We start from the raw sequence: 18,802 nt of genomic DNA on the forward strand, positions 1-18,802 counted from the left end.
TGCCATGGATCGGGCGATCGCGATAATCGAGATGCTGTCGCGCCACGCCGGCGGCCTGCCGCTGATGGCGATCGCCGACGCATTGGCGATCCCCCGCAGTGCGACGCATAGGCTGCTCGCCGATCTCAAGGACGAAGGCTATGTCCGCCAGGAGTTCGAGGGCGGGGCCTATCGGCTGACGGCCAAGATCGTCGCGCTCGGCTTCAGCCACCTGGCTTCCGCCGGGGTGACCACCCGGATCCAGCCGCTTCTCGACCAACTCGCCGACAAGACCGGCGAGCTGGTGACGCTGGCCGTGATCCACGACGAGAAACTGATCCGCGTCGCGAAGGCGCAAGGTGCGCGGCGCGGGCTGCTCTACAACCCCGATGAAGGCGCCGAGGTCTATCTGGCCGCGACCTCGAACGGCCATGCCTGGTTGTCCTGCCTGGACGAGGACGAGGCGCTGCAATTGGCGGCCCGGCAGGGCCTGAAGCGCGAGGGATACGGCCCCAATGCGCCGCGGACGATGCGCGAGCTGCTGGGTTTCGTCGAGACCGCGCGGGAACTGGGCTACGCCAAGATCTTCGAGACCTACGAGCCAGGAACCGCGGCCATCGCCGTCGCGGCTTTCAGCGAGCGCTCGAAACGCCCGATCGGCACGATCAGCGTTGCCGGCCCCGTCATCCGCATGACGAGCGAAGCGATGGATCGCATCCTGCCGCCGCTGCGCGAAACGGCGGAGGCGATCGCCAAGGCCAGCGAGGAACTGCCCTTGTTCCCCGGGACGGCGCACTGACATGTCCAGTCGAATCCGGGCTCTCGGCATGCTTGAAACATTGGCGCAGTATCCGAACGGCCTTGCCCCGCGCGAACTGGCGCAACTGCTGAAGATTCCACAGGCCGCAGCCGAGCGGACGGTTCAGGGGCTCGTCGAAGGCGGCTTCGTCTTCCGCTCGCCCGATGGCGCGGTGCGCCTCAGCGTCAAGCTCGCGGCGCTGGGGCTCGCCTATCTCGGAACCAGCGGCATCACCGACCTCGTCCAGCCCATTCTCGACGACCTCGCCAAGCGAACGGGGGAATTGGTGAGGCTCGCGGTCGTCGAAAGCGACCATCTGACCTGGGTCGCCAAATCCCAGAGCGCGCAAAGCGGACTGTTCTACGTCCCCCATACCGAGACCGAAGTCTATCTTGCCGCCACCGCGAACGGGCAGGCCTGGCTCGCGAGCCTCGACGATGCGCAGCTGCGGATGGTGGTCGAAAGACAAGGCTTGCATCGACCGGATCTGGGGCCCAACGCGCCGCGCACGATCGATCAGCTGCTCGAGCAGATCGAGCAGACGCGCAGGCTCGGCTACGCCTGCGTGACCGAGGCCTACGAGGTCGGCACATCAGCCATGGCCACCGCGATCCGCAAGCGCGGCGTCGGGCATCCGGTCGGAACGATCAGCGTAGCAGGCCCGACGATCCGGATGACCCGGGAACGGATGGCCGAGATTGCCCCCTGGCTGCAGGCGAGCGCCAACGAACTCGGCGCGGCGGCGGCTTCATCACCCTTGTTCAGTCTTCATTAGCTGGCCCTGATCGGGCCACGCTCGTAGCCGGCCGATCGCCGGCGTCCTCCTCGACGGGTCAGCCTTGATCCTGTGTGCTGGCCGCGCCCGGCCCTCGCGCCAAGGGCGGCTTCGGCGCCGGTTGCACGCGGGCTTTTCCCTTCAGCAGATCCCAGCTGTTCTGCTGGCTGACGCTGCGCTTGAGATAGGCGATGGCCGCCGCCGCTTCCGCCGGGCTCTGGTCCTGGCGAGCGAGCGTCTCCGCCTCGCCGAAGCGGCCCTGCAGCCCGAGGACGAGAACCAGATTCTGGCGGACGCGCACATCGGCCGCGGGCGTAGCCGCCGCCTCGCGCAGGACGCGCTCCGCCTCCGGCAGGTTCCGCGACAGCGCCAGCGAGAGGCCGAGATTGGACATCACCGTCGGCTCGTTCGGCACGAGCTTCAATGCGGTCTGGTAGAGCTGCTGCGCCCGGTCGTGCTCGCCGAGCTGGTCGGCGACGGTGCCCTGGGCCGAGAGGATGCGCCAATCCGGCCGCTCCGGCGAATGCGCGCGGGAGAGCACTTCGTCGGCCTCGCGCAGGCGGCCATTGTCGGCGAGCGAACGGCCATAGGCCCCGAGCAGTTCGCGATCGTCCTGATGCACGAGCACCGCGTTCTGGAGAACGGCGAGGGCCTGTGCATGTTGTTCGGAGGCGCGCAAGGCACGGGCATAGTAGAACGCCGCGTCACGGTCCTTCGGATTGGCGTCGTAGCGCCTGGCCCAGCTATCGCGCTCGGCCTGCCAGTCGGAGGCCGTGCGCGGCTGAGCCGGCTGGCTGCGGCCGATCGAGCCGGTGATGTCGCCGGGGCCGCCGCGGCTCTGGCAGCCGGCGAGCGCCAGCGCCGCAAGGCCAACGGCGAAACCGAGACCGGCACGCCGGCGACGCGGGAACGGAGGGCGGGAAGCGGGCTGTGTTTGCGACATGGGCCGGATAGCCTCGCGGACTTACGTCCTGATGGGTTCGTCTGGTCGCTCCGGTGATAAAGCGTTAACCCTAATGCATTGTTAACCAGCCGCTCCCACCGCCCCGAAACCGGTTCCCGCCCGTGCACAGCCTCCTGACCTCCGCCGCCGCCGCCGCGATCCCCGTTCATGCCGTTTCCGCGCCGGGCTGGCCCGATCTTCAGGAACGCCTGACATCCGAGCAGCGCAGCTTCACGCTGGCGCAGGGCTTCACGGCGCGGACGGGGCAGCATTGCTTCCTGCCGGATGCCCAAGGGCGGCTCGCCGCCGTGCTGCTCGGCCTCGACAGGCCGGGCCGCAACCGCGATCCCTTCGCGCCCGCGCGGCTGGCGGCGCAATTGCCGGCGGGGGACTATGCGCTCGCGGGAGAGATCGACGATCCCGACCTGGCCACGCTCGGCTGGCTGCTGCAGGGCTACCGTTTCGACCGCTACCGCAAGCCTGCGCCGGCGAAGGCCCGGCTCGTCCTGCCCGCGGGCGTGGACGGGGCGGAGATCAGCCTGATCGCGGAATCGGCGATGCTGGCGCGCGACCTCGTCAACACGCCGGCCAACGACATGGGCCCCGACGAGATCGAGGCGGCGATCCAGGTGCTCGCGGCCGAATGCGGCGCGAGCGTCATCAGCATCGCCGGCGACGAGTTGATCGCCGAGAACCTGCCGATGATCCATGCGGTCGGCCGGGCCTCGCCACGGGCGCCGCGCCTCATCGATCTGGTCTGGGGCGATCCGGCCCATCCGAAGGTCACGCTCGTCGGCAAGGGCGTCGCCTTCGACACCGGCGGGCTCGACATCAAGCCCGCGGCCGCCATGCTGCTGATGAAGAAGGATATGGGCGGCGCGGCGGCCGCGATCGCCGCCGCCCGGATGATCATGCTGGCGAAGCTGCCGGTGCGCCTGCGATTGCTGGTGCCGGCGGTCGAGAACGCGATCTCCGGCTCGGCCTTTCGCCCCGGCGATATCCTGCCGAGCCGCAAGGGCCTCACCGTCGAGATCGGCAACACCGATGCGGAGGGGCGGCTGATCCTCGCCGATGCACTGGCGCTCGCCGACGAGGAGGCGCCGGAGCTGCTGATCGACTTTGCCACGCTGACCGGCGCGGCCCGCACGGCGCTGGGGCCGGAATTGCCGCCCTTCTACACGCATGACGAAGGGCTCGCCGCCGAGATCGCGCGGATCGGCCTCGCGGTGAACGATCCGGTCTGGCGACTGCCGCTCTGGGCTCCCTATGACCGCATGCTCGATTCCAAGATCGCCGATGTGAACCATGTTTCGAGCGGCGGCATGGCCGGCTCCATCACGGCGGCGCTCTTCCTCAACCGCTTCGTCGAACGCACGCAGTCCTACGCCCATTTCGACATCTATGGCTGGAACCCCACAACCAAACCAGGCCGCCCGGAAGGCGGCGAATGCCAGGCGGCGCGATTGAGCTATGCGCTGGCGAAGCAACTCTACCCGGCCGGTTAAGGCTGATCGGCGAAGCCGATTGCGCCTTTCCTCCTGCAGGATAATGATACGGGTCCGTAACGATCTGGAACCCCGTCCACATGCCGTTGGAGATCAGGCCCTCGCAGGCACTCAGGCTCTGGCGGCAGGTGCATCTCGATCTGGTGCGGGACGGGCAGGCCGATCTCTCGGCCCGCCAGACCGCGATCCTGCTCACGGTCTATCTCGAATTGCCGCCGCATACGGTCAGGGGGCTGGCGAGGCAGCTCGGCGTGACCAAGCCGGTCATCACCCGCGCGCTCGACACGCTCGGCAAGCTCGGCCTGCTCACCCGCAAGCGCGACGAGGAAGACCGGCGCAATGTCGTGATCCAGCGCACCGTCGCAGGGGCGCTGGCCGTGGAGCGGCTGGGAGACCTCGTCACCGAGCATGCGAAGGAGATCGGGGCGAGTTGAGACCTCCTCCCCACAATGACGATCTCGTCCGACATGCTCTAGGGTGCCGCCATGACCGTGATTCTCGACCGTCGCATCACCGCCTTCCGCCCCGATCTCGCCGCCAGCCATCTGCGCGGGCAGGTCAAGGCGCCGGCCTTCGCCGAGCCGCAGCCGATGCGCGTGGTCGCAGCCTCCGCGCCGCTGCGGCGCGAACCGCGACCGGACGCGGCCCTCGATACCGAAGCGCTCGCGGGCGAGCTGGTGCAGGTCTATGAGCGTTATGAAGGCTGGGCCTGGGTTCAGCTCGCAGGCGATGGCTATGTCGGCTATCTGCCGGATGATTGCCTGCGAGCCGATGCTCCGGCTCCGACGCATCGCGTCAGCGCGCTCAGGACCTTCGTCTATCCCGGTCCCTCGATCAAATTGCCGCCGCTCGCGGTGCTCTCGCTCAACGCCGCCGTCACGGTGGCAGGAGAAACGGGCGATTTCGCTGTCCTCAGCGATGGCGGCCATGTCTTCCTGAAGCATCTCGCCACGCTCGACCGCTTCGAGCCCGATTACGCTGGGGTCGCCGAGCGTTTCCTCGGCGTGCCCTATCTCTGGGGCGGCAAGACCAGCCTCGGGCTCGACTGCTCCGGGCTGACGCAGCTTGCGCTCGCAGCCGCCGGCATCGCCGCGCCGCGCGATTCCGACATGCAGGAGGCCGGGCTCGGCACGGCCGTCGCCTTCGACGAGAGCCTCTCCGGGCTCAAACGCGGCGACCTGGTCTTCTGGAAGGGCCATGTCGGCATCCTGACCGCTCCCGACACGCTGCTGCACGCTAATGGCTATACGATGGACGTGCATCGCGAGCCGCTGCGCGAGGCGCGCGACCGCATCCGCGACAAGAGCTTCGGCGCGATCACCAGCATCAAGCGGCTGGGATAGAGCTTCAGGCCAGCCCCTTCAGCCGATAGAGCGCTTCCAGCGCCTCGCGCGGGGTCATCTCGTCCGGCTCGATCCCCGCCAGCTCCTCGCGCAAGCCGTCGGGCTGATCTTCCGTGACCACGGCCGTCGGGCGCCGGAGCGGCGCGGCGAAGAGCGGGAGGTCGTCGACCAGCGAAGCGACCGGCTTCTCACGCTCGGTCTTCTCCAGCTCGCCGAGAATGGCGCGGGCGCGCTCGACCACCGCCGGCGGCAGGCCGGCGAGCTTGGCGACCTGGATGCCGTAGGAGCGATCGGCCGCGCCCGGCACAACCTCATGCAGGAAGACGACCTCGCCCTTCCATTCGGTGACGCGCACGGTCGCGTTGGCGACGCGGTCGAGCCGGTCTCCCAATGCCGTCAGCTCGTGATAATGCGTCGCGAACAGGCTGCGGCAGCGATTGACCTCATGCAGATGCTCGATCGCCGCCCAGGCGATGGAGAGGCCGTCGAAGGTCGCGGTGCCCCGCCCGATCTCGTCGAGGATGACGAGCGCGCGCGGACCGGCCTGATTCAGGATCGCGGCGGTCTCGACCATCTCGACCATGAAGGTCGAACGGCCACGCGCCAGATCGTCGGCGGCGCCGACGCGCGAGAACAGACGGTCGACGATGCCGATATGGGCTTTTGCCGCCGGCACGAAGGAGCCCATCTGCGCGAGAACCGCGATCAGGGCGTTCTGGCGCAGGAAGGTCGACTTACCGGCCATATTCGGACCGGTGATCAGGCAGATGCGCCCGCCAGTCACCTCGGTGCCGGGCGGTGACAATTCGGTATCGTTGGCGACAAAGGGCTTTCCGTCGCGCTTCAGCGCGGCTTCGACCACCGGATGGCGGCCGCGCTCGATGGAGAAGGCCGCGCCCGCATCGACGATGGGTCGGCTCCAGCCCTTGCGGGCGGCGAGATCGGCCAGCGCCGCGACGACGTCGAGCGCCGCCAGCGCCAGGGCGGCGGCCTTGATCGGCTCGGCCTGGGCGAGAACGGCTTCGCTGAGCGCCGCAAAGATCGCGAGTTCGAGCTTCAGCGCGCGGTCGGCGGCGGAAGCGATCTTGGCTTCGAGCTCGCCGAGCTCGACCGAAGAGAAGCGCATCGCGTCGGACATGGTCTGGCGATGCACGAAGGTCGCGCGCCAGGGATCGCGCAGGAACTCCTCGCCGGCCGCCTGCGGCACCTCGACGAAATAGCCGAGCATCGCGTTGTGCTTGATGCGCAGGGTGCGGCAGCCGGTCTCTGTGGCGTAGCGCGCCTGGAGCTGGGCGATGACCTTGCGCGAATCGACCTGCAGCAGGCGCAATTCGTCCAGCGCCGCATCGTAGCCCTCGCGCACGAAGCGGCCGTCGCGGCGGTTGAGCGGTAGCTCCTCGGCAAGCGCCTCGGTCAGACGCAGGGGCAGATCGGGGTCGGTCTCGCCGAGCGCCCGGATGGCGCGCGCGAGTTCGTCCGGCAGGTCGCCGCGGCGAAGGAGCAGGGCCGCGACGTCGCGCGCCGCGGTCAGGCCGCCCCCGAGCGCGGCCAGATCGCGCGGACCGCCCCGGTCGAGCGAGAGCCGCGCCAGCGCGCGCGCCACATCCGGCACCTTTTCCAAAGCCCGCCGCAGATCCTCGCGCAACGCGCCATCCGCGACCAGCAGCTCCACGGCGTCATGGCGCGCGGCGATCGCGTCCTGCTCGGTCAACGGTCCGGCGAGCCATTCGGCCAGCAGGCGGGCGCCACCCGGCGTCACGGTGCGGTCGATCGCGGCGAGCAGGCTGCCCTGGCGCTCGCCGCCCAAAGTGCGGGTCAGCTCCAGATTGGCGCGGGTCGCCGCGTCGATCAGCATCGTCGCCGAGCCGGAATCGCGCACCGGGGCGGAGAGCGGCGGGCGGGCACCGAGCTGGGTGCGCTCGACATAGGCCAAGGCCGCGCCGGCGGCCGCGATCTCGGCACGACTGAAGCTGCCGAAGGCGTCGAGCGTCGCGACGCCGAAGAATTCCTTGAGGCGGCGCTCGGCGGAAGCCGCATCGAGCCCGTCCCGGGCAAGCGGCGTCACCGGCACTGCGATCTCGCGCCAGAACTCCTTCAGCTCGGGATCGTCATGGATCGCATCGGGGCAGACGATCTCGCGCGGCTCCAGACGCGAGAACTCGATGGAGAGCCGGTCCTGCGGCGTCTCCATCACGGTGAAGCGGCCGGTCGAGATGTCGATGGCGGCGACGCCGTAGAGGGCGGCGGCCTCGCCGGTCTTGCGGCGCGCCACGGCAACGAACAGGCTGGCACGGCCGGGCTCGAGCAGGCGCTCCTCGGTGATGGTGCCGGGCGTGACGAGGCGCACGACATCGCGCTTCACCACCGATTTGTTGCCGCGCTTCCTGGCTTCGGCCGGATCCTCGGTCTGCTCGCAGACGGCGACGCGATGGCCGGCGGCGATCAGCCGCTGGAGATAGTCGTCGGCGCGGTCCACGGGGACGCCGCACATCGGGATGTCGTCGCCCTGGTGCTTGCCGCGCTTGGTCAGGACGATGCCGAGCGTGCGCGAGGCAATTTCCGCGTCCCGGAAGAACAATTCGTAGAAATCGCCCATCCGGTAGAACAGCAGGCAGTCCGGATTCGCGGCCTTGATCTCGACATACTGCGCCATCATCGGCGTGACGCGCTCGGGCGCAGCCTCGGCCGGGGCGGCGGAACGGGTGGCTTCGCTGGGAGGGCTGTGACGCATGGGCCGCGCAAGCTAGCAAAATGCGCGGCCAAGGCCATCCGTTAGGACGGCTTTCAACAATTGAAAGCAGGGTGGCTCCATCGTTTCCGGCGGAAGGCCGCCCGCTTGCTGATCAATCTCGTCCAGAGCCTGTTCTTCCTGCTGTTCGCCGGGCTGGTGCTGACAGTGATCGCTCCCTGGTTCGCCGGGCGGAGCTGGCTGCGCTCCTGCGTCGTCGGCCTGCTCTTCGCGGGCGGCGCGCTGGTCAGCATGGCCAACCCGGTCACGCTCCAGCCGGGGCTGGTGGTCGATTCGCGCAACACCTTCGCCATTCTGGCAGGCCCGATTGGCGGCCCATGGGCCTCGGTGCTGACCGCAGTGCCCCTCGTCATCGCGCGCTACCTGACGGGCGGCGTCGGCGTCACCACCGGCATCAGCGGCATCGTGATGCGCATGCTGATCGGCATCGCCTTCGCGATCTGGCTGGCACGGCGCAGGCGCCCGCTGATGGCGCGCGACCTGATCCTGCTATGTTCGCTCGATGCCGTCTGCCTGCTCGCCTCCGTGCCCCTCATCCCGGGCGAGGCGGGAGAGCGCTTCCTGCGCGAGGCCGTGCCGGCCATGATCCTGGTCAGCACGGTCGGCATCATCCTCACCGGCATCGTCGTCATCCACGACAATGATCGCCGCGAAACCGCCTATCGGCTGCGGACGCTGATCCGGCGCGCGCCCGGCACGCTCTACCAGTGCATCCTGAAGCCGGACGGCCGGCTGTTCTATCAGTTCGCCTCCTTTGCCATCGACAAGGCCCTCGGCATCACGCGGGAGGAGGTCGAACGCGATCCGGAGGTCTGGCTCGGCAAGATGTTCGCCGAGGACCGCGCCCGCTTCGACGGCCAGCGCCGCGAGGACATGACCGATGACGGGGTCTGGCGCTTCGAGGGGCGCTATCACGCCCCCGATGGCGGCACGGTCTGGCTGCGCAGCGAATCGACGCGCCGCCGACTCCCCGACGGAACCTATGTCTGGGACGGCATCCTGCTCGACGTCACCGCCGAGAAGACGCTGGTGACGCGCCGCGACGAGATCGAAGCGCTGCGCCGGACCGCGCTCGACGAGCTCGCCGGCGACCTCGAACGCACGGTCGGCAGGGCGCTGGGCGATGTCAGCGAGGCGATCCACGACATGCATCAGGCCGCCGGCCAGATGGTCGACAGCGCCAACAAGACCACCCACCGCGCCGACGGCGTGACGCAGGAGGCGGGCACGGCCTCCCTGCGCGTCGGCAGCGTGGCGCGGGCGGCCGAGGAGATCGAGGCCTCGATCCGCGAACTGACCCGCCAGACCGGCCATGCCGACGAGACGGTGCGCGCCGCCGCCAGCTATGTCCGCAGCACGCGCCAGGACGTGGCCGGCCTCGCGGAAGCCGCCGACAAGGTCCGCGCCGTGCTCGACTTCATCGAGGAGATCGCGGCCCGCACCAATCTGCTCGCGCTCAACGCCACGATCGAGGCGGCCCGTGCCGGAGCGGCCGGTCGCGGCTTCGCGGTGGTCGCAAGCGAGGTGAAGACGCTGGCCGAGCAGACGCAGAAGGCGACGCGCGACATCGCCGCGACGCTGGGCGAGATCCGCCACGCCGCCGCCACGACCTTCGAAGCCGTGGTCCATATCCAGGATACGATGACGACGATCGAGGAAACCTCCGGCGCCATCGCCAGCGTGGTCAATCGCCAGGCCGACATCGCGACCGGCATCGCGGCCGACGCCCAGGCCGTCGCCGCGAGCGCGAACACCGTCAGCGCCAATATCGGCGCCGTGGGAACCGAGGCGCGCGTTACGGGCGACGCCGCCATCCGGGTCGCCGCCGCCGCGCGCAAGGTCGACGAGCAGACCGAGGCGCTCGACCGCTATGTCGGCGAATTCGCGCGGCGCGTCCGCAGCAGGCTCTGACCCCTCCGCGATTTTATCCATTCCGGCATGGGTATTGTCGAACGGCGCTGCTTGTGGTGCGGCGGCGCGCTGCCCTATGGTCTCGGCCCCCGAGGAAACGCTCAAGAACAAAGACGCCTTTCATGACCGACCGACCGACGAAGCGCTCACGCCCGACCTTCACCGACCAGGAGGCGCTGCTGTTCCACTCGCAAGGGCGGCCCGGCAAGCTCGAAATCGTTCCCACCAAGCCGATGGCGACGCAGCGCGACCTCTCGCTCGCCTATTCGCCGGGCGTGGCCGTGCCGGTGCTGGCGATCGCGGAAGACCCGTCGCGCGCCTATGACTACACGACCCGCTCGAACCTCGTCGCGGTGATCTCGAACGGCACGGCCATCCTCGGCCTCGGCAATCTCGGGGCGCTCGCCTCGAAGCCGGTGATGGAGGGCAAATCCGTCCTGTTCAAGCGCTTCGCCGATGTCGACTCGATCGATCTCGAGGTCGATACCGAGGATCCGGACAAGTTCATCGACGCGGTGCGCTATCTCGGCCCCTCCTTCGGCGGCATCAATCTCGAGGACATCAAGGCCCCCGAGTGCTTCATCATCGAGCAGCGCCTGCGCGAATTGATGGACATCCCGGTCTTCCATGACGACCAGCACGGCACCGCGATCATCGCCGCCGCCGGCCTGATCAACGCGCTCGACCTGACCGGGCGCGACATCACCTCGGCGAAGCTCGTGATCAACGGCGCGGGCGCTGCCGCCATCGCCTGCATCGAGCTCCTGAAGGCGATGGGCTTCAAGCCCGACAACGTCATCCTCTGCGACACCAAGGGCGTGATCTATCAGGGCCGCACCGAGGGCATGAACCAGTGGAAATCGGCCCATGCCGCCGTCACCGACCGGCGCACGCTGGCGCAGGCGATGGAGGGGGCGGACGCCTTCTTCGGCCTGTCGCAGAAGGGCGCGGTGACGCCGGAGATGGTCGCCTCGATGGCGCCGAACCCGATCATCTTCGCCATGGCCAACCCCGATCCGGAAATCACGCCGGAGGAGGTCCATGCCATCCGCGACGACGCGATCATGGCGACAGGCCGCTCGGACTATCCCAATCAGGTCAACAATGTCCTCGGCTTCCCCTTCATCTTCCGGGGCGCGCTCGACGTGCGCGCCACCACCATCAACATGGAGATGAAGATCGCCGCCGCCGAGTCGCTGGCGGCGCTCGCCCGCGAGGACGTGCCCGACGAGGTCGCCGCCGCCTATCAGGGCACCCGCCCGCGCTACGGCAAGGATTACATCATCCCGGTGCCGTTCGATCCGCGGCTGATCCATGTCGTGCCGATGGCGGTCGCGAAGGCCGCGATGGATTCCGGCGTCGCCGGCAAGCCGATCGTCGACACCAAGGCCTACAAGGCCCAGCTCTCGGCCCGTCGCGACCCGATCGCGGGCACGCTGAACGGCATCTTCGAGCGTGTCCGGCGCTATCCGAAACGCGTGGTCTTCGCCGAGGGCGAGGAGGAGCAGGTCATCCGCGCCGCCGCCTCCTTCGTCAATCAGGGGCTCGGCCAGGCTATCCTGGTCGGCCGCGACGAGCGCATCTACGAGACGGCGACCTTCCTCGGCGTCGATCTCGAAGGCAAGGGCATCGAGGTCCAGAATGCGCGGCTCTCGCACCGCAATTCGGCCTATGCGCAATATCTTTACGAGCGTCTGCAGCGCGAAGGCTATCTCTTCCGCGACTGCCAGCGCCTGATCAATCAGGACCGCAACCATTTCGCCGCCGCGATGGTAGCGCTCGGGGATGCCGATGCGATGGTGACGGGCGTGACCCGGAACTATTCGATCGCGCTCGACGAGGTCCGCCGCGTCATCGACGAGAAACCCGGCCATCGGCTGATCGGCGTCTCGGTGGTGATCTCGCGCGAGCGCACCGTGCTCGTCGCCGACACCGCGATCACCGAGATGCCGACGGCGCAGGAGCTGGCCGAGATCGCGATCGAGGCCGCCGGCGTCGGCCGGCGGCTCGGCTACGAGCCTCGGGTCGCGATGCTCGCCTTCTCGACCTTCGGCCATCCGGCCGGCGAACGCTCCGAGAAGGTGCGCGAGGCCGTGAAGATCCTCGACGGCCAGCGCGTCGATTTCGAATATGACGGCGAAATGGCCGCCGATGTCGCGCTCAACCGCGAGATCATGAGCCAGTATCCGTTCTGCCGCCTCTCCGGGCCGGCGAATGTGCTGGTGATGCCGGCCTTCCACTCCGCCTCGATCTCGACCAAGCTGCTGCAGGAGCTCGGCGGGGCGACTGTGATCGGCCCGCTGATCGTCGGCCTCGACAAGCCGGTGCAGATCGTGCCGCTCGGCGCCAAGGATTCCGACATCGTCAACATGGCCGCGCTCGCCGCCTTCAATATCGGCGGCTGAGGCCCAACGCATGGGGCGGGCCGGCGCCCGCCTCATGCGCTCCATTCGCTTCGACGGCTTGTGCATCGCCGTCGAAGCGCTATGTCTCGGGCCGGGACGCCATCGGCGACCTCGCTTCCGCAACCGCGCCGCCTTCCCCGCCGGCGGCGCGCAACCGACCAAGAGAGCGTATGTCCTTCGGCCCGCATGAGCCAGGAATGCACCTGCGCAGGCGCAGCCGCTGGTGGTGGCTCGGGCCGCTGGCGAGCATCCTGATCTTCGGCGCCTCGCTCGCGGTTCTCTGGCACATCATCGGCCAGATGAATCCGGGCGATCTCGCCGCGGCCTTCTCCAACGCCAGCCCGCGCCAGCTCGGCCTCGCCGCCTGTTTCACGGCGCTGAGCTATCTGCTGCTCACCGGCTACGACGCCCTGGCGCTGCGCCGGCTGGGCTTGTCGATCCCCTACCGAACCACCGCGCTGGCCTCCTTCACCAGCTACTCGGTGTCCTTCACGCTCGGCTTCCCGATCGTGACCGGCGGCACGGTGCGCTACTGGATCTATGCGCCCAAGGGCGTGCGCGCCTCGGAAGTCGCGAGCCTGACCGTGATCGCAGGGCTCACCTTCTGGCTCGGCCTCGGCGCCATCCTCAGCGTCAGCCTGTTCTATTCGGCCGATTCGGTCGCGATGCTGGCGCGCACCTCGCCGCTTGTCGTCCAGGCGGTGGGCGGGCTGATCTCGGCCGGCATCCTCGGCTATCTCGTCTGGGTCGCGACCGATGAGCGGACGCTGCGGGTCAAGGGCTGGAACCTGCACCTGCCCGGCCTCGGCACGACGCTCGGCCAGATGGCGCTCGGCGCCAGCGAGGTCTGCGCCGCCGCCGCCGTGCTCTTCGTGCTGCTGCCGGGCGGCTACAATCTCGACTACCCGACCTTCCTCGCCGCCTATATCTTCGGCTGCCTGATCGGCATCGCCAGCCATTCGCCGGGCGGGCTGGGCGTGTTCGAGGCGACGATGCTCGTCGCGCTCAACCGGTTGCCCTTCGAATATGTGCTGGGCGCGCTCTTGCTGTTCCGGGTGATCTACTACCTGCTGCCCTTCATCCTCGCGCTGGTGCTGCTGGCGCTCAACGAGATGATCCGCCGCATCCGGCGCCGCGAGCGCTGAGATCTATTTCATCGCGATGATGATCAGCATGAAGGCCAGAATCAGCAGGAGCTGCTTGAGGCTCCAGTTGATGCGGCGGAGCTGGTCGGCGCTGTCATCCAGATGGGGGTCCTCCGACTCGGCGTGATCGAGCGGAGCCGTCGGTTCCGATCCGGCCGGATCAGGCGCCTCGGCCGCGGCGGCCTGGCACCACTCGATGCTTTCGATGAAGCCACGGGCGGGCGCGCTGCCCTGCCCATCCGCCGCCGGCCCCAGATACCAGTCGACCGGCTGCCCCGCCGGGGTGTCGCGGTCCTCCTCGCGAATCCAGAGGCTGGTCGTCGCCTCCAGCGAGAGCTCCTGCGCGAGGCCGCTCAAGATGTCGGCTTTCAGGGCCTCGAAGACGGAGGGCGCGAGAAAGCCCTCGGCGAAAGGCTCGGCCTCGCCGTTCTCGTCGCGATAGCCGAGCAGCAGCAGGAGCCGCGCCGCCTCGCTCGAGGTCGCAAGCGGTCGCAGCGTCAGGCGCAGCCGGCCCGCCGCTCCATCCAGCCCGGCTCGGCGCAGCGCGCCCCCGACGATCCGCGCCTCCGCCTCGAGCCGCTGCACATCCTCGAGCCGCCCGTCGCGGCTGGCATAGCCACGGATGACGCGCAGCGCCGCTGCATCGAGCCGGAAACGGCGCGCCGCACCCTGCTGATACCGATGCGGCAGCCCGTCGATCGTCATCCATCCATCGCTGACGGAGACGCTGGGTATTGGCTGTGATTCGTTCATGCTCCCGCCCTGCTTCGCGCGCAGACTAACAGTTCGGCACCGGCGCGTCAGGCACGCTCCTGACAGGAGCGTGTCACTATCGCAGGATAGAAGCCGCGCGATCTCTCAGGAGCGGAACCCATGTCCGACGAACTCGTGCTCTACACCAACCCGATGTCGCGCGGCCGGATCGCGCGCTGGATGATGGAGGAGCTCGGCCAGCCCTACCGTGCCGAGATCGTCGGCTTCGGCGGGCCGATGAAGGGCGCCGCCTACAAGGCGATCAATCCGATGGGCAAGGTGCCGGCCCTGGTGCACGGCGCGACGGTCGTCACCGAATGCGCCGCGATCTGCGCCTATCTCGCCGACGCCTTCCCGCAGGCGGGGCTTGCGCCCGCGCCCGGCGACCATCGGCGCGGACCGTATTACCGCTGGATGTTCTTCGCCGCCGGGCCGGTCGAGGCTGCCGTGACCAACAAGGCCTTCGGGCTGGAAGCTCCGCCCGAACGGGCAAGATCGGTCGGTTACGGCACCTATGCCGATGCGATGGACACGCTCGAATACGCGGTCTCGCAAAGCGAATATATCGCTGGCGACCGCTTCAGCGCGGCGGATGTCTATGTCGGCTCGCAGGTCCTGTGGGGGTTGCAGTTCGGCACGATGGAGAAGCGCCCCGCCTTCGAAGCCTATGGCGCGCGGCTCGCCGCACGGCCGGCGGCCCTGCGGGCCAAGCAGATCGACGACGAGCTGATGGCGCAGATGCAGAAGGCCGGATGACGCCCGGCCTCGCGCCCAGCGCATGGCGCGCCGCCGACATCGCGGGTTGCCGCGTCTTGCCGGCCGATTTACACGGTGAAGGCAAGCTGGGCAGCTTGCCTTTGCGCGCCATTTTGCGCGCCTACCTCGCAGTTTCGCCATGAACGACATGACAGCCATCGTCCGGCCGCGCCACGGCATGGGCTTTTATCCTTTCGTAGGGCTGACCGCCGCGCTGATGGCGACGAACGCGCTCGCGATCGATTCCATGCTGCCGGCCCTGCCGGAGATGGCCGAGGCGCTCGGCATCGCCGCGGCCAATCAGCGGCAATGGATCATCACGGCCTATCTGCTCGGCTTCGGCGTCTCGCAGATCTTCTACGGCACGATCTCCGACCGCTACGGACGGCGGCCGGTGCTGTTGTTCGGGCTCAGCGTCTATGTGCTGGCGAGCATCGGCGCGGCCCTGTCCGGCTCCTTCGAAGCGATGATGATCGCCCGGGTGGTGCAGGGCATCGGGGCGGCCGCGACGCGCGTCCTCACCGTCTCGATCGTGCGCGACTGCTATTCCGGCCGCGACATGGCGCGGGTGATGTCGCTGGCGCTGATCGTCTTCCTGGCCGTGCCGATTCTCGCCCCCTCGATCGGCCAGGCGATCCTGCTGGTGGCGCCCTGGCGCTGGATCTTCGGCATCCTGACGGCGTTCGGCGCCGCGGTGATGATCTGGGTGATGTTCAAGCTGCCCGAGACGCAGCACCCGGAGGACCGCAAGCCGATCGACGTCGCCAATGTCTCGGCCGCCTTCCGCACCACCCTCACGAGCCGCATCGGCGTCGGCTACATGCTGGCCATGGCCTTCGTGCTCGGTGGGCTGTTCGGCTTCATCAACTCGGCGCAGCAGGTCTTCGTCGACGTCTTCAACGTGCCCCACCTCTTCACGATCGTCTTCGCGGGGATCGCGCTGTTCATGGCCGCTGCCTCGCTGCTGAACTCGCGCATCGTCGGGCGGCTCGGCATGCGCCGCGTCTCGCATGGCGCGCTGATCGGCTACATCCTCTTCACTGGAACCCATGCGCTGGTCGCGCTCTCGGGCCATGAGACGCTGCTGCTGTTCGCGCTCTTCCAGGGCGGCGCCATGTTCTGCTTCGGCCTGATCGGCCCGAATTTCGGCGCACTCGCCATGGACCCGCTCGGCCATGTCGCCGGCACGGCTTCCTCGGTCCAGGGTTTCGTGACCACGGTGGTCGGCGCGCTGCTCGGCTTCTATATCGGCCAGCATTTCGACGGCACGGTCGTGCCGATCACGCTCGGCTTCTTCCTGTGCGGGCTGGTCGCGCTCGGCATCGTGCTGATCGTCGAGAAGGGCCGGCTCTTCCATCCGGCGCCCGGGCGCTCCTGAGGCGCCTCCCCTTCGTTCCGCCGCCATAGGCGACGGACAGGCCCGGAATCCTAGCAATCGAATCCGTGCGATCGAGATTCGCCGTGGCTTGGGAAACGATGCCGCCGCCGCCCGTCTTCCCGTAGTCGTTGGTCGCTAGATCGCCATGCGCCCTTATCAGGCGCAAACTGGCGATCTATCCTGTTGTTTCAGCGCCGGATGTCTCCGGAAAGCGGATTGCGCTTTCCGGTCCGCCGCTTCAGGCTACCTTCAGATTGACCGCCGAGCTCTTGCCGGTCTTGCGATCGGGCTCGAGATCATAGCTGATCTTCTGCCCCTCGTTCAGACCGCGCAGGCCCGAGCGCTCGACAGCGCTGATATGAACGAAGATGTCGCCGCCGCCCTGATCAGGGGTGATGAAGCCGTAACCCTTCGTCTCGTTGAACCATTTGACGGTTCCCGTGCTCACGTGTGTTCCCTTCCTATACGCGTCAGCCGGATCGACCCGGCGCGACACTGTAGGGGGCATTTCGCCGAGGTTGCAACGACGCGGTGCACAAAACCTTGCCGCGAGAGCGAAAAGCCCCTCGATCTTTAGGCGCAATGCCTCCCGCGCAGGCCCGTTCCCGGAACGGGAGCCCTTGCGGCAACGCGGCCGCTCCCGCATGAACGGCGCGGAGATAATCGAGAGGGAGACATCCGATGAGCAACTATGTGATCGACCCGCCGGCGATCACCGCCGTGCCGGTTGCCGGCGGCGGCTCCTTCCCGGTCCGCCGCGTCTTCTGCGTCGGGCGCAATTATGCCGAGCACACCCGCGAGATGGGCGGCGACCCCGACCGCGAGGAGCCGTTCTTCTTCACCAAGCCCGCCGACGCGCTGCTGATCAACGGCGCCGACATGCCCTATCCGACGAAGACCGGGGATCTCCACCACGAGATGGAGCTCGTCGTCGCGATCGGCACCGGCGGCAAGGACATCCCCGAATCCGAGGCGCTCGCCCATGTCTACGGCTACGCCGCCGGGCTCGACATGACGCGGCGCGACCTGCAGAACGCTGCGAAGAAGACCGGGCGCCCCTGGGACATGAGCAAGGGCTTCGACCTGTCCGGCCCGGTCGGCGAGATCGTGCCGGCAAGCCAGGCCGGCCATCCCAGCGCCGGCAAGATCGCGCTCACCGTCAATGGCGTCGTGCGCCAGAGCTCCGATCTCGCCAAGCAGATCTGGAACGTCGAGGAGACGATCGCCTATCTCTCCGGCCTCGTCGAGCTCAAGCCCGGCGACCTGATCTTCACCGGCACGCCCGAGGGTGTGGCCGCGGTCGCCAAGGGCGACGTGCTCGAAGGCGAGATCGCCGGCGTCGGCACCGTCCGCACCCGCATCGTCTGATCACACGCGCAGGACGAGGAACCATCATGCCGCTGACCTCCGACGCCTCGGGCGTCTTCCCGATCGCGCCGACCCCGTTCAACCCGGATGGCAGCATCGACTGGGCCTCGGCCGACCGGCTGTTCCAGTTCTATCACGACATCGGCTCGGACGGCGTCACCGTGCTCGGCATCATGGGCGAGGCGCCCAAGCTCGAGCCGGAGGAATCGGTCGAGCTGGTCAAGCGTTGCGTCGCCAGGATGGGCGGCAAGCCGATCATCGTCGGCGTCTCGGCACCGGGCTTCGCGGCAATGCGCTCGCTCGCCCGGCAGGTGATGGATCTCGGCGCCGGCGGCGTGATGATCGCCCCGCCGCCTTCTCTGCGCACCGACGACCAGATCACCGGCTATTACGCGCAGGCCGTCGAGGCGATCGGGACCGACATCCCCTTCGTCATCCAGGACTATCCGCTGACGCTCTCGGTGGTGATGACGCCGGCGGTGATCCGCAAGATCGTCATGGACAATCCCTCCTGCGTGATGCTGAAGCACGAGGACTGGCCGGGGCTGGAGAAGATCTCGACGCTGCGCAAATTCCAGAAAGAGGGATCGCTGCGGCCGATCTCGATCGTGACCGGCAATGGCGGCCTCTTCCTCGATTTCGAGATGGAGCGCGGCGCCGATGGCGCCAATACCGGCTATGCCTTCCCGGAATTGCTGATCGACGTGGTCAGGCTGCAGAAGGCCGGCCAGCGCGATGCGGCGCATGACATCTTCGACCTGCACCTGCCGCTGATGCGCTACGAGCAGCAGCAGGGCGTCGGCCTGGCCGTGCGCAAATATGTGATGGCCAAGCGCGGCATCCTGGCCCATGACGCCCAGCGCAAGCCGGGCTCCGCCTTGAGCGCAGCGGCAAAGGCCGAGGTCGACTATCTGCTGGCCCGGATCGCCAAGCACGACCCGCGCGCGAAGATCTGAGACGACAGCGTCATTCTCGGGCGCCGCGCCGCGGCGA

The 18,802-nt window shown here is 68.3% G+C and carries 17 protein-coding genes; 13 read left to right on the forward strand and 4 right to left on the reverse strand.

The features are described 5' to 3' along the window. The first annotated feature begins 4 nt into the window (after window positions 1-4). Window positions 5-778 (forward strand): IclR family transcriptional regulator, encoded by a 774-nt coding sequence (locus GY40_RS17830; RefSeq protein WP_038364913.1) that lies wholly within the window; start codon window positions 5-7, stop codon window positions 776-778. Window positions 779-806: 28 nt separating this feature from the next. Continuing rightward, window positions 807-1,553, forward strand: coding sequence for an IclR family transcriptional regulator (locus GY40_RS17835; protein WP_197062773.1), 747 nt, complete (start codon window positions 807-809; stop codon window positions 1,551-1,553). A gap of 58 nt (window positions 1,554-1,611) precedes the next feature. On the opposite strand, the gene GY40_RS17840 is transcribed toward GY40_RS17835, so the two are convergent. Then, entirely contained in the window at window positions 1,612-2,496 is an 885-nt protein-coding gene (locus tag GY40_RS17840) for a tetratricopeptide repeat protein (protein WP_156115991.1), read from the reverse strand. Between the two features lie 122 nt (window positions 2,497-2,618). Between GY40_RS17840 and GY40_RS17845 the strand changes: the two genes are divergently transcribed. The 3 genes from GY40_RS17845 to GY40_RS17855 all read left to right on the forward strand — a co-directional run bounded on the left by GY40_RS17845 (window position 2,619) and on the right by GY40_RS17855 (window position 5,344). Next, on the forward strand, window positions 2,619-4,001 hold the full coding sequence (locus GY40_RS17845; RefSeq protein WP_248311206.1) for a leucyl aminopeptidase family protein: 1,383 nt from the start codon (window positions 2,619-2,621) through the stop codon (window positions 3,999-4,001). Window positions 4,002-4,081: 80 nt separating this feature from the next. After that, window positions 4,082-4,435 carry a MarR family transcriptional regulator gene (locus GY40_RS17850; protein ID WP_038364917.1) on the forward strand — a complete coding sequence of 118 codons (354 nt, stop codon included), beginning with the start codon at window positions 4,082-4,084 and terminating at the stop codon, window positions 4,433-4,435. 51 nt (window positions 4,436-4,486) lie between these two features. Then, complete coding sequence (locus GY40_RS17855; RefSeq protein ID WP_038364919.1) at window positions 4,487-5,344, forward strand: C40 family peptidase; 858 nt, start codon at window positions 4,487-4,489, stop codon at window positions 5,342-5,344. A gap of 4 nt (window positions 5,345-5,348) precedes the next feature. On the opposite strand, the gene mutS is transcribed toward GY40_RS17855, so the two are convergent. After that, a complete protein-coding gene (gene mutS, locus GY40_RS17860) occupies window positions 5,349-8,075 on the reverse strand; it encodes a DNA mismatch repair protein MutS (RefSeq protein ID WP_038364921.1) in 2,727 nt (908 codons plus the stop codon). Between the two features lie 105 nt (window positions 8,076-8,180). Here mutS and GY40_RS26640 point away from each other — a divergent pair, with 105 nt between their 5' ends. The 3 genes from GY40_RS26640 (at window position 8,181) to GY40_RS17875 (ending at window position 13,554) form a co-directional block, all read left to right on the forward strand. Next, window positions 8,181-10,004, forward strand: a complete 1,824-nt coding sequence (locus tag GY40_RS26640; RefSeq protein WP_051988235.1) for a methyl-accepting chemotaxis protein — start codon at window positions 8,181-8,183, stop codon at window positions 10,002-10,004. 122 nt (window positions 10,005-10,126) lie between these two features. Continuing rightward, complete coding sequence (locus GY40_RS17870) at window positions 10,127-12,409, forward strand: NADP-dependent malic enzyme (protein ID WP_038364922.1); 2,283 nt, start codon at window positions 10,127-10,129, stop codon at window positions 12,407-12,409. Between the two features lie 197 nt (window positions 12,410-12,606). Further along, window positions 12,607-13,554 carry a lysylphosphatidylglycerol synthase domain-containing protein gene (locus tag GY40_RS17875; RefSeq protein WP_162737798.1) on the forward strand — a complete coding sequence of 316 codons (948 nt, stop codon included), beginning with the start codon at window positions 12,607-12,609 and terminating at the stop codon, window positions 13,552-13,554. Window positions 13,555-13,557: 3 nt separating this feature from the next. Here GY40_RS17875 and GY40_RS17880 read toward each other — a convergent pair whose 3' ends face one another. Then, window positions 13,558-14,259, reverse strand: a complete 702-nt coding sequence (locus GY40_RS17880; RefSeq protein WP_038364923.1) for a hypothetical protein — start codon at window positions 14,257-14,259, stop codon at window positions 13,558-13,560. Between the two features lie 168 nt (window positions 14,260-14,427). Between GY40_RS17880 and GY40_RS17885 the strand changes: the two genes are divergently transcribed. From GY40_RS17885 to GY40_RS17890, 3 genes are read left to right on the forward strand one after another with little or no spacing between them, the layout of a single operon-like run. Further along, window positions 14,428-15,063 (forward strand): glutathione S-transferase family protein, encoded by a 636-nt coding sequence (locus tag GY40_RS17885; RefSeq protein WP_038364925.1) that lies wholly within the window; start codon window positions 14,428-14,430, stop codon window positions 15,061-15,063. Next, window positions 15,060-15,206, forward strand: coding sequence for a hypothetical protein (locus GY40_RS27645; RefSeq protein WP_156115992.1), 147 nt, complete (start codon window positions 15,060-15,062; stop codon window positions 15,204-15,206). The genes GY40_RS17885 and GY40_RS27645 overlap by 4 nt, the downstream gene beginning before the upstream one ends. Then, entirely contained in the window at window positions 15,203-16,441 is a 1,239-nt protein-coding gene (locus GY40_RS17890; protein WP_248311207.1) for a multidrug effflux MFS transporter, read from the forward strand. The genes GY40_RS27645 and GY40_RS17890 overlap by 4 nt, the downstream gene beginning before the upstream one ends. 238 nt (window positions 16,442-16,679) lie before the next feature. On the opposite strand, the gene GY40_RS17895 is transcribed toward GY40_RS17890, so the two are convergent. After that, window positions 16,680-16,889 carry a cold-shock protein gene (locus tag GY40_RS17895; protein ID WP_038364926.1) on the reverse strand — a complete coding sequence of 70 codons (210 nt, stop codon included), beginning with the start codon at window positions 16,887-16,889 and terminating at the stop codon, window positions 16,680-16,682. Window positions 16,890-17,122: 233 nt separating this feature from the next. Here GY40_RS17895 and GY40_RS17900 point away from each other — a divergent pair, with 233 nt between their 5' ends. Next, window positions 17,123-17,809: a fumarylacetoacetate hydrolase family protein gene (locus tag GY40_RS17900; protein ID WP_038364928.1), complete on the forward strand. Its 687-nt coding sequence runs from the start codon at window positions 17,123-17,125 to the stop codon at window positions 17,807-17,809. Between the two features lie 26 nt (window positions 17,810-17,835). Next, entirely contained in the window at window positions 17,836-18,765 is a 930-nt protein-coding gene (locus GY40_RS17905; RefSeq protein WP_038364930.1) for a dihydrodipicolinate synthase family protein, read from the forward strand. The last annotated feature ends 37 nt before the right edge of the window (window positions 18,766-18,802 follow it).

The sequence above is a fragment of the Allobosea sp. UNC402CLCol genome, from assembly GCF_000745475.1.
GTDB classification, from domain to species: Bacteria; Pseudomonadota; Alphaproteobacteria; order Rhizobiales; family Beijerinckiaceae; genus Allobosea; species Allobosea spartocytisi.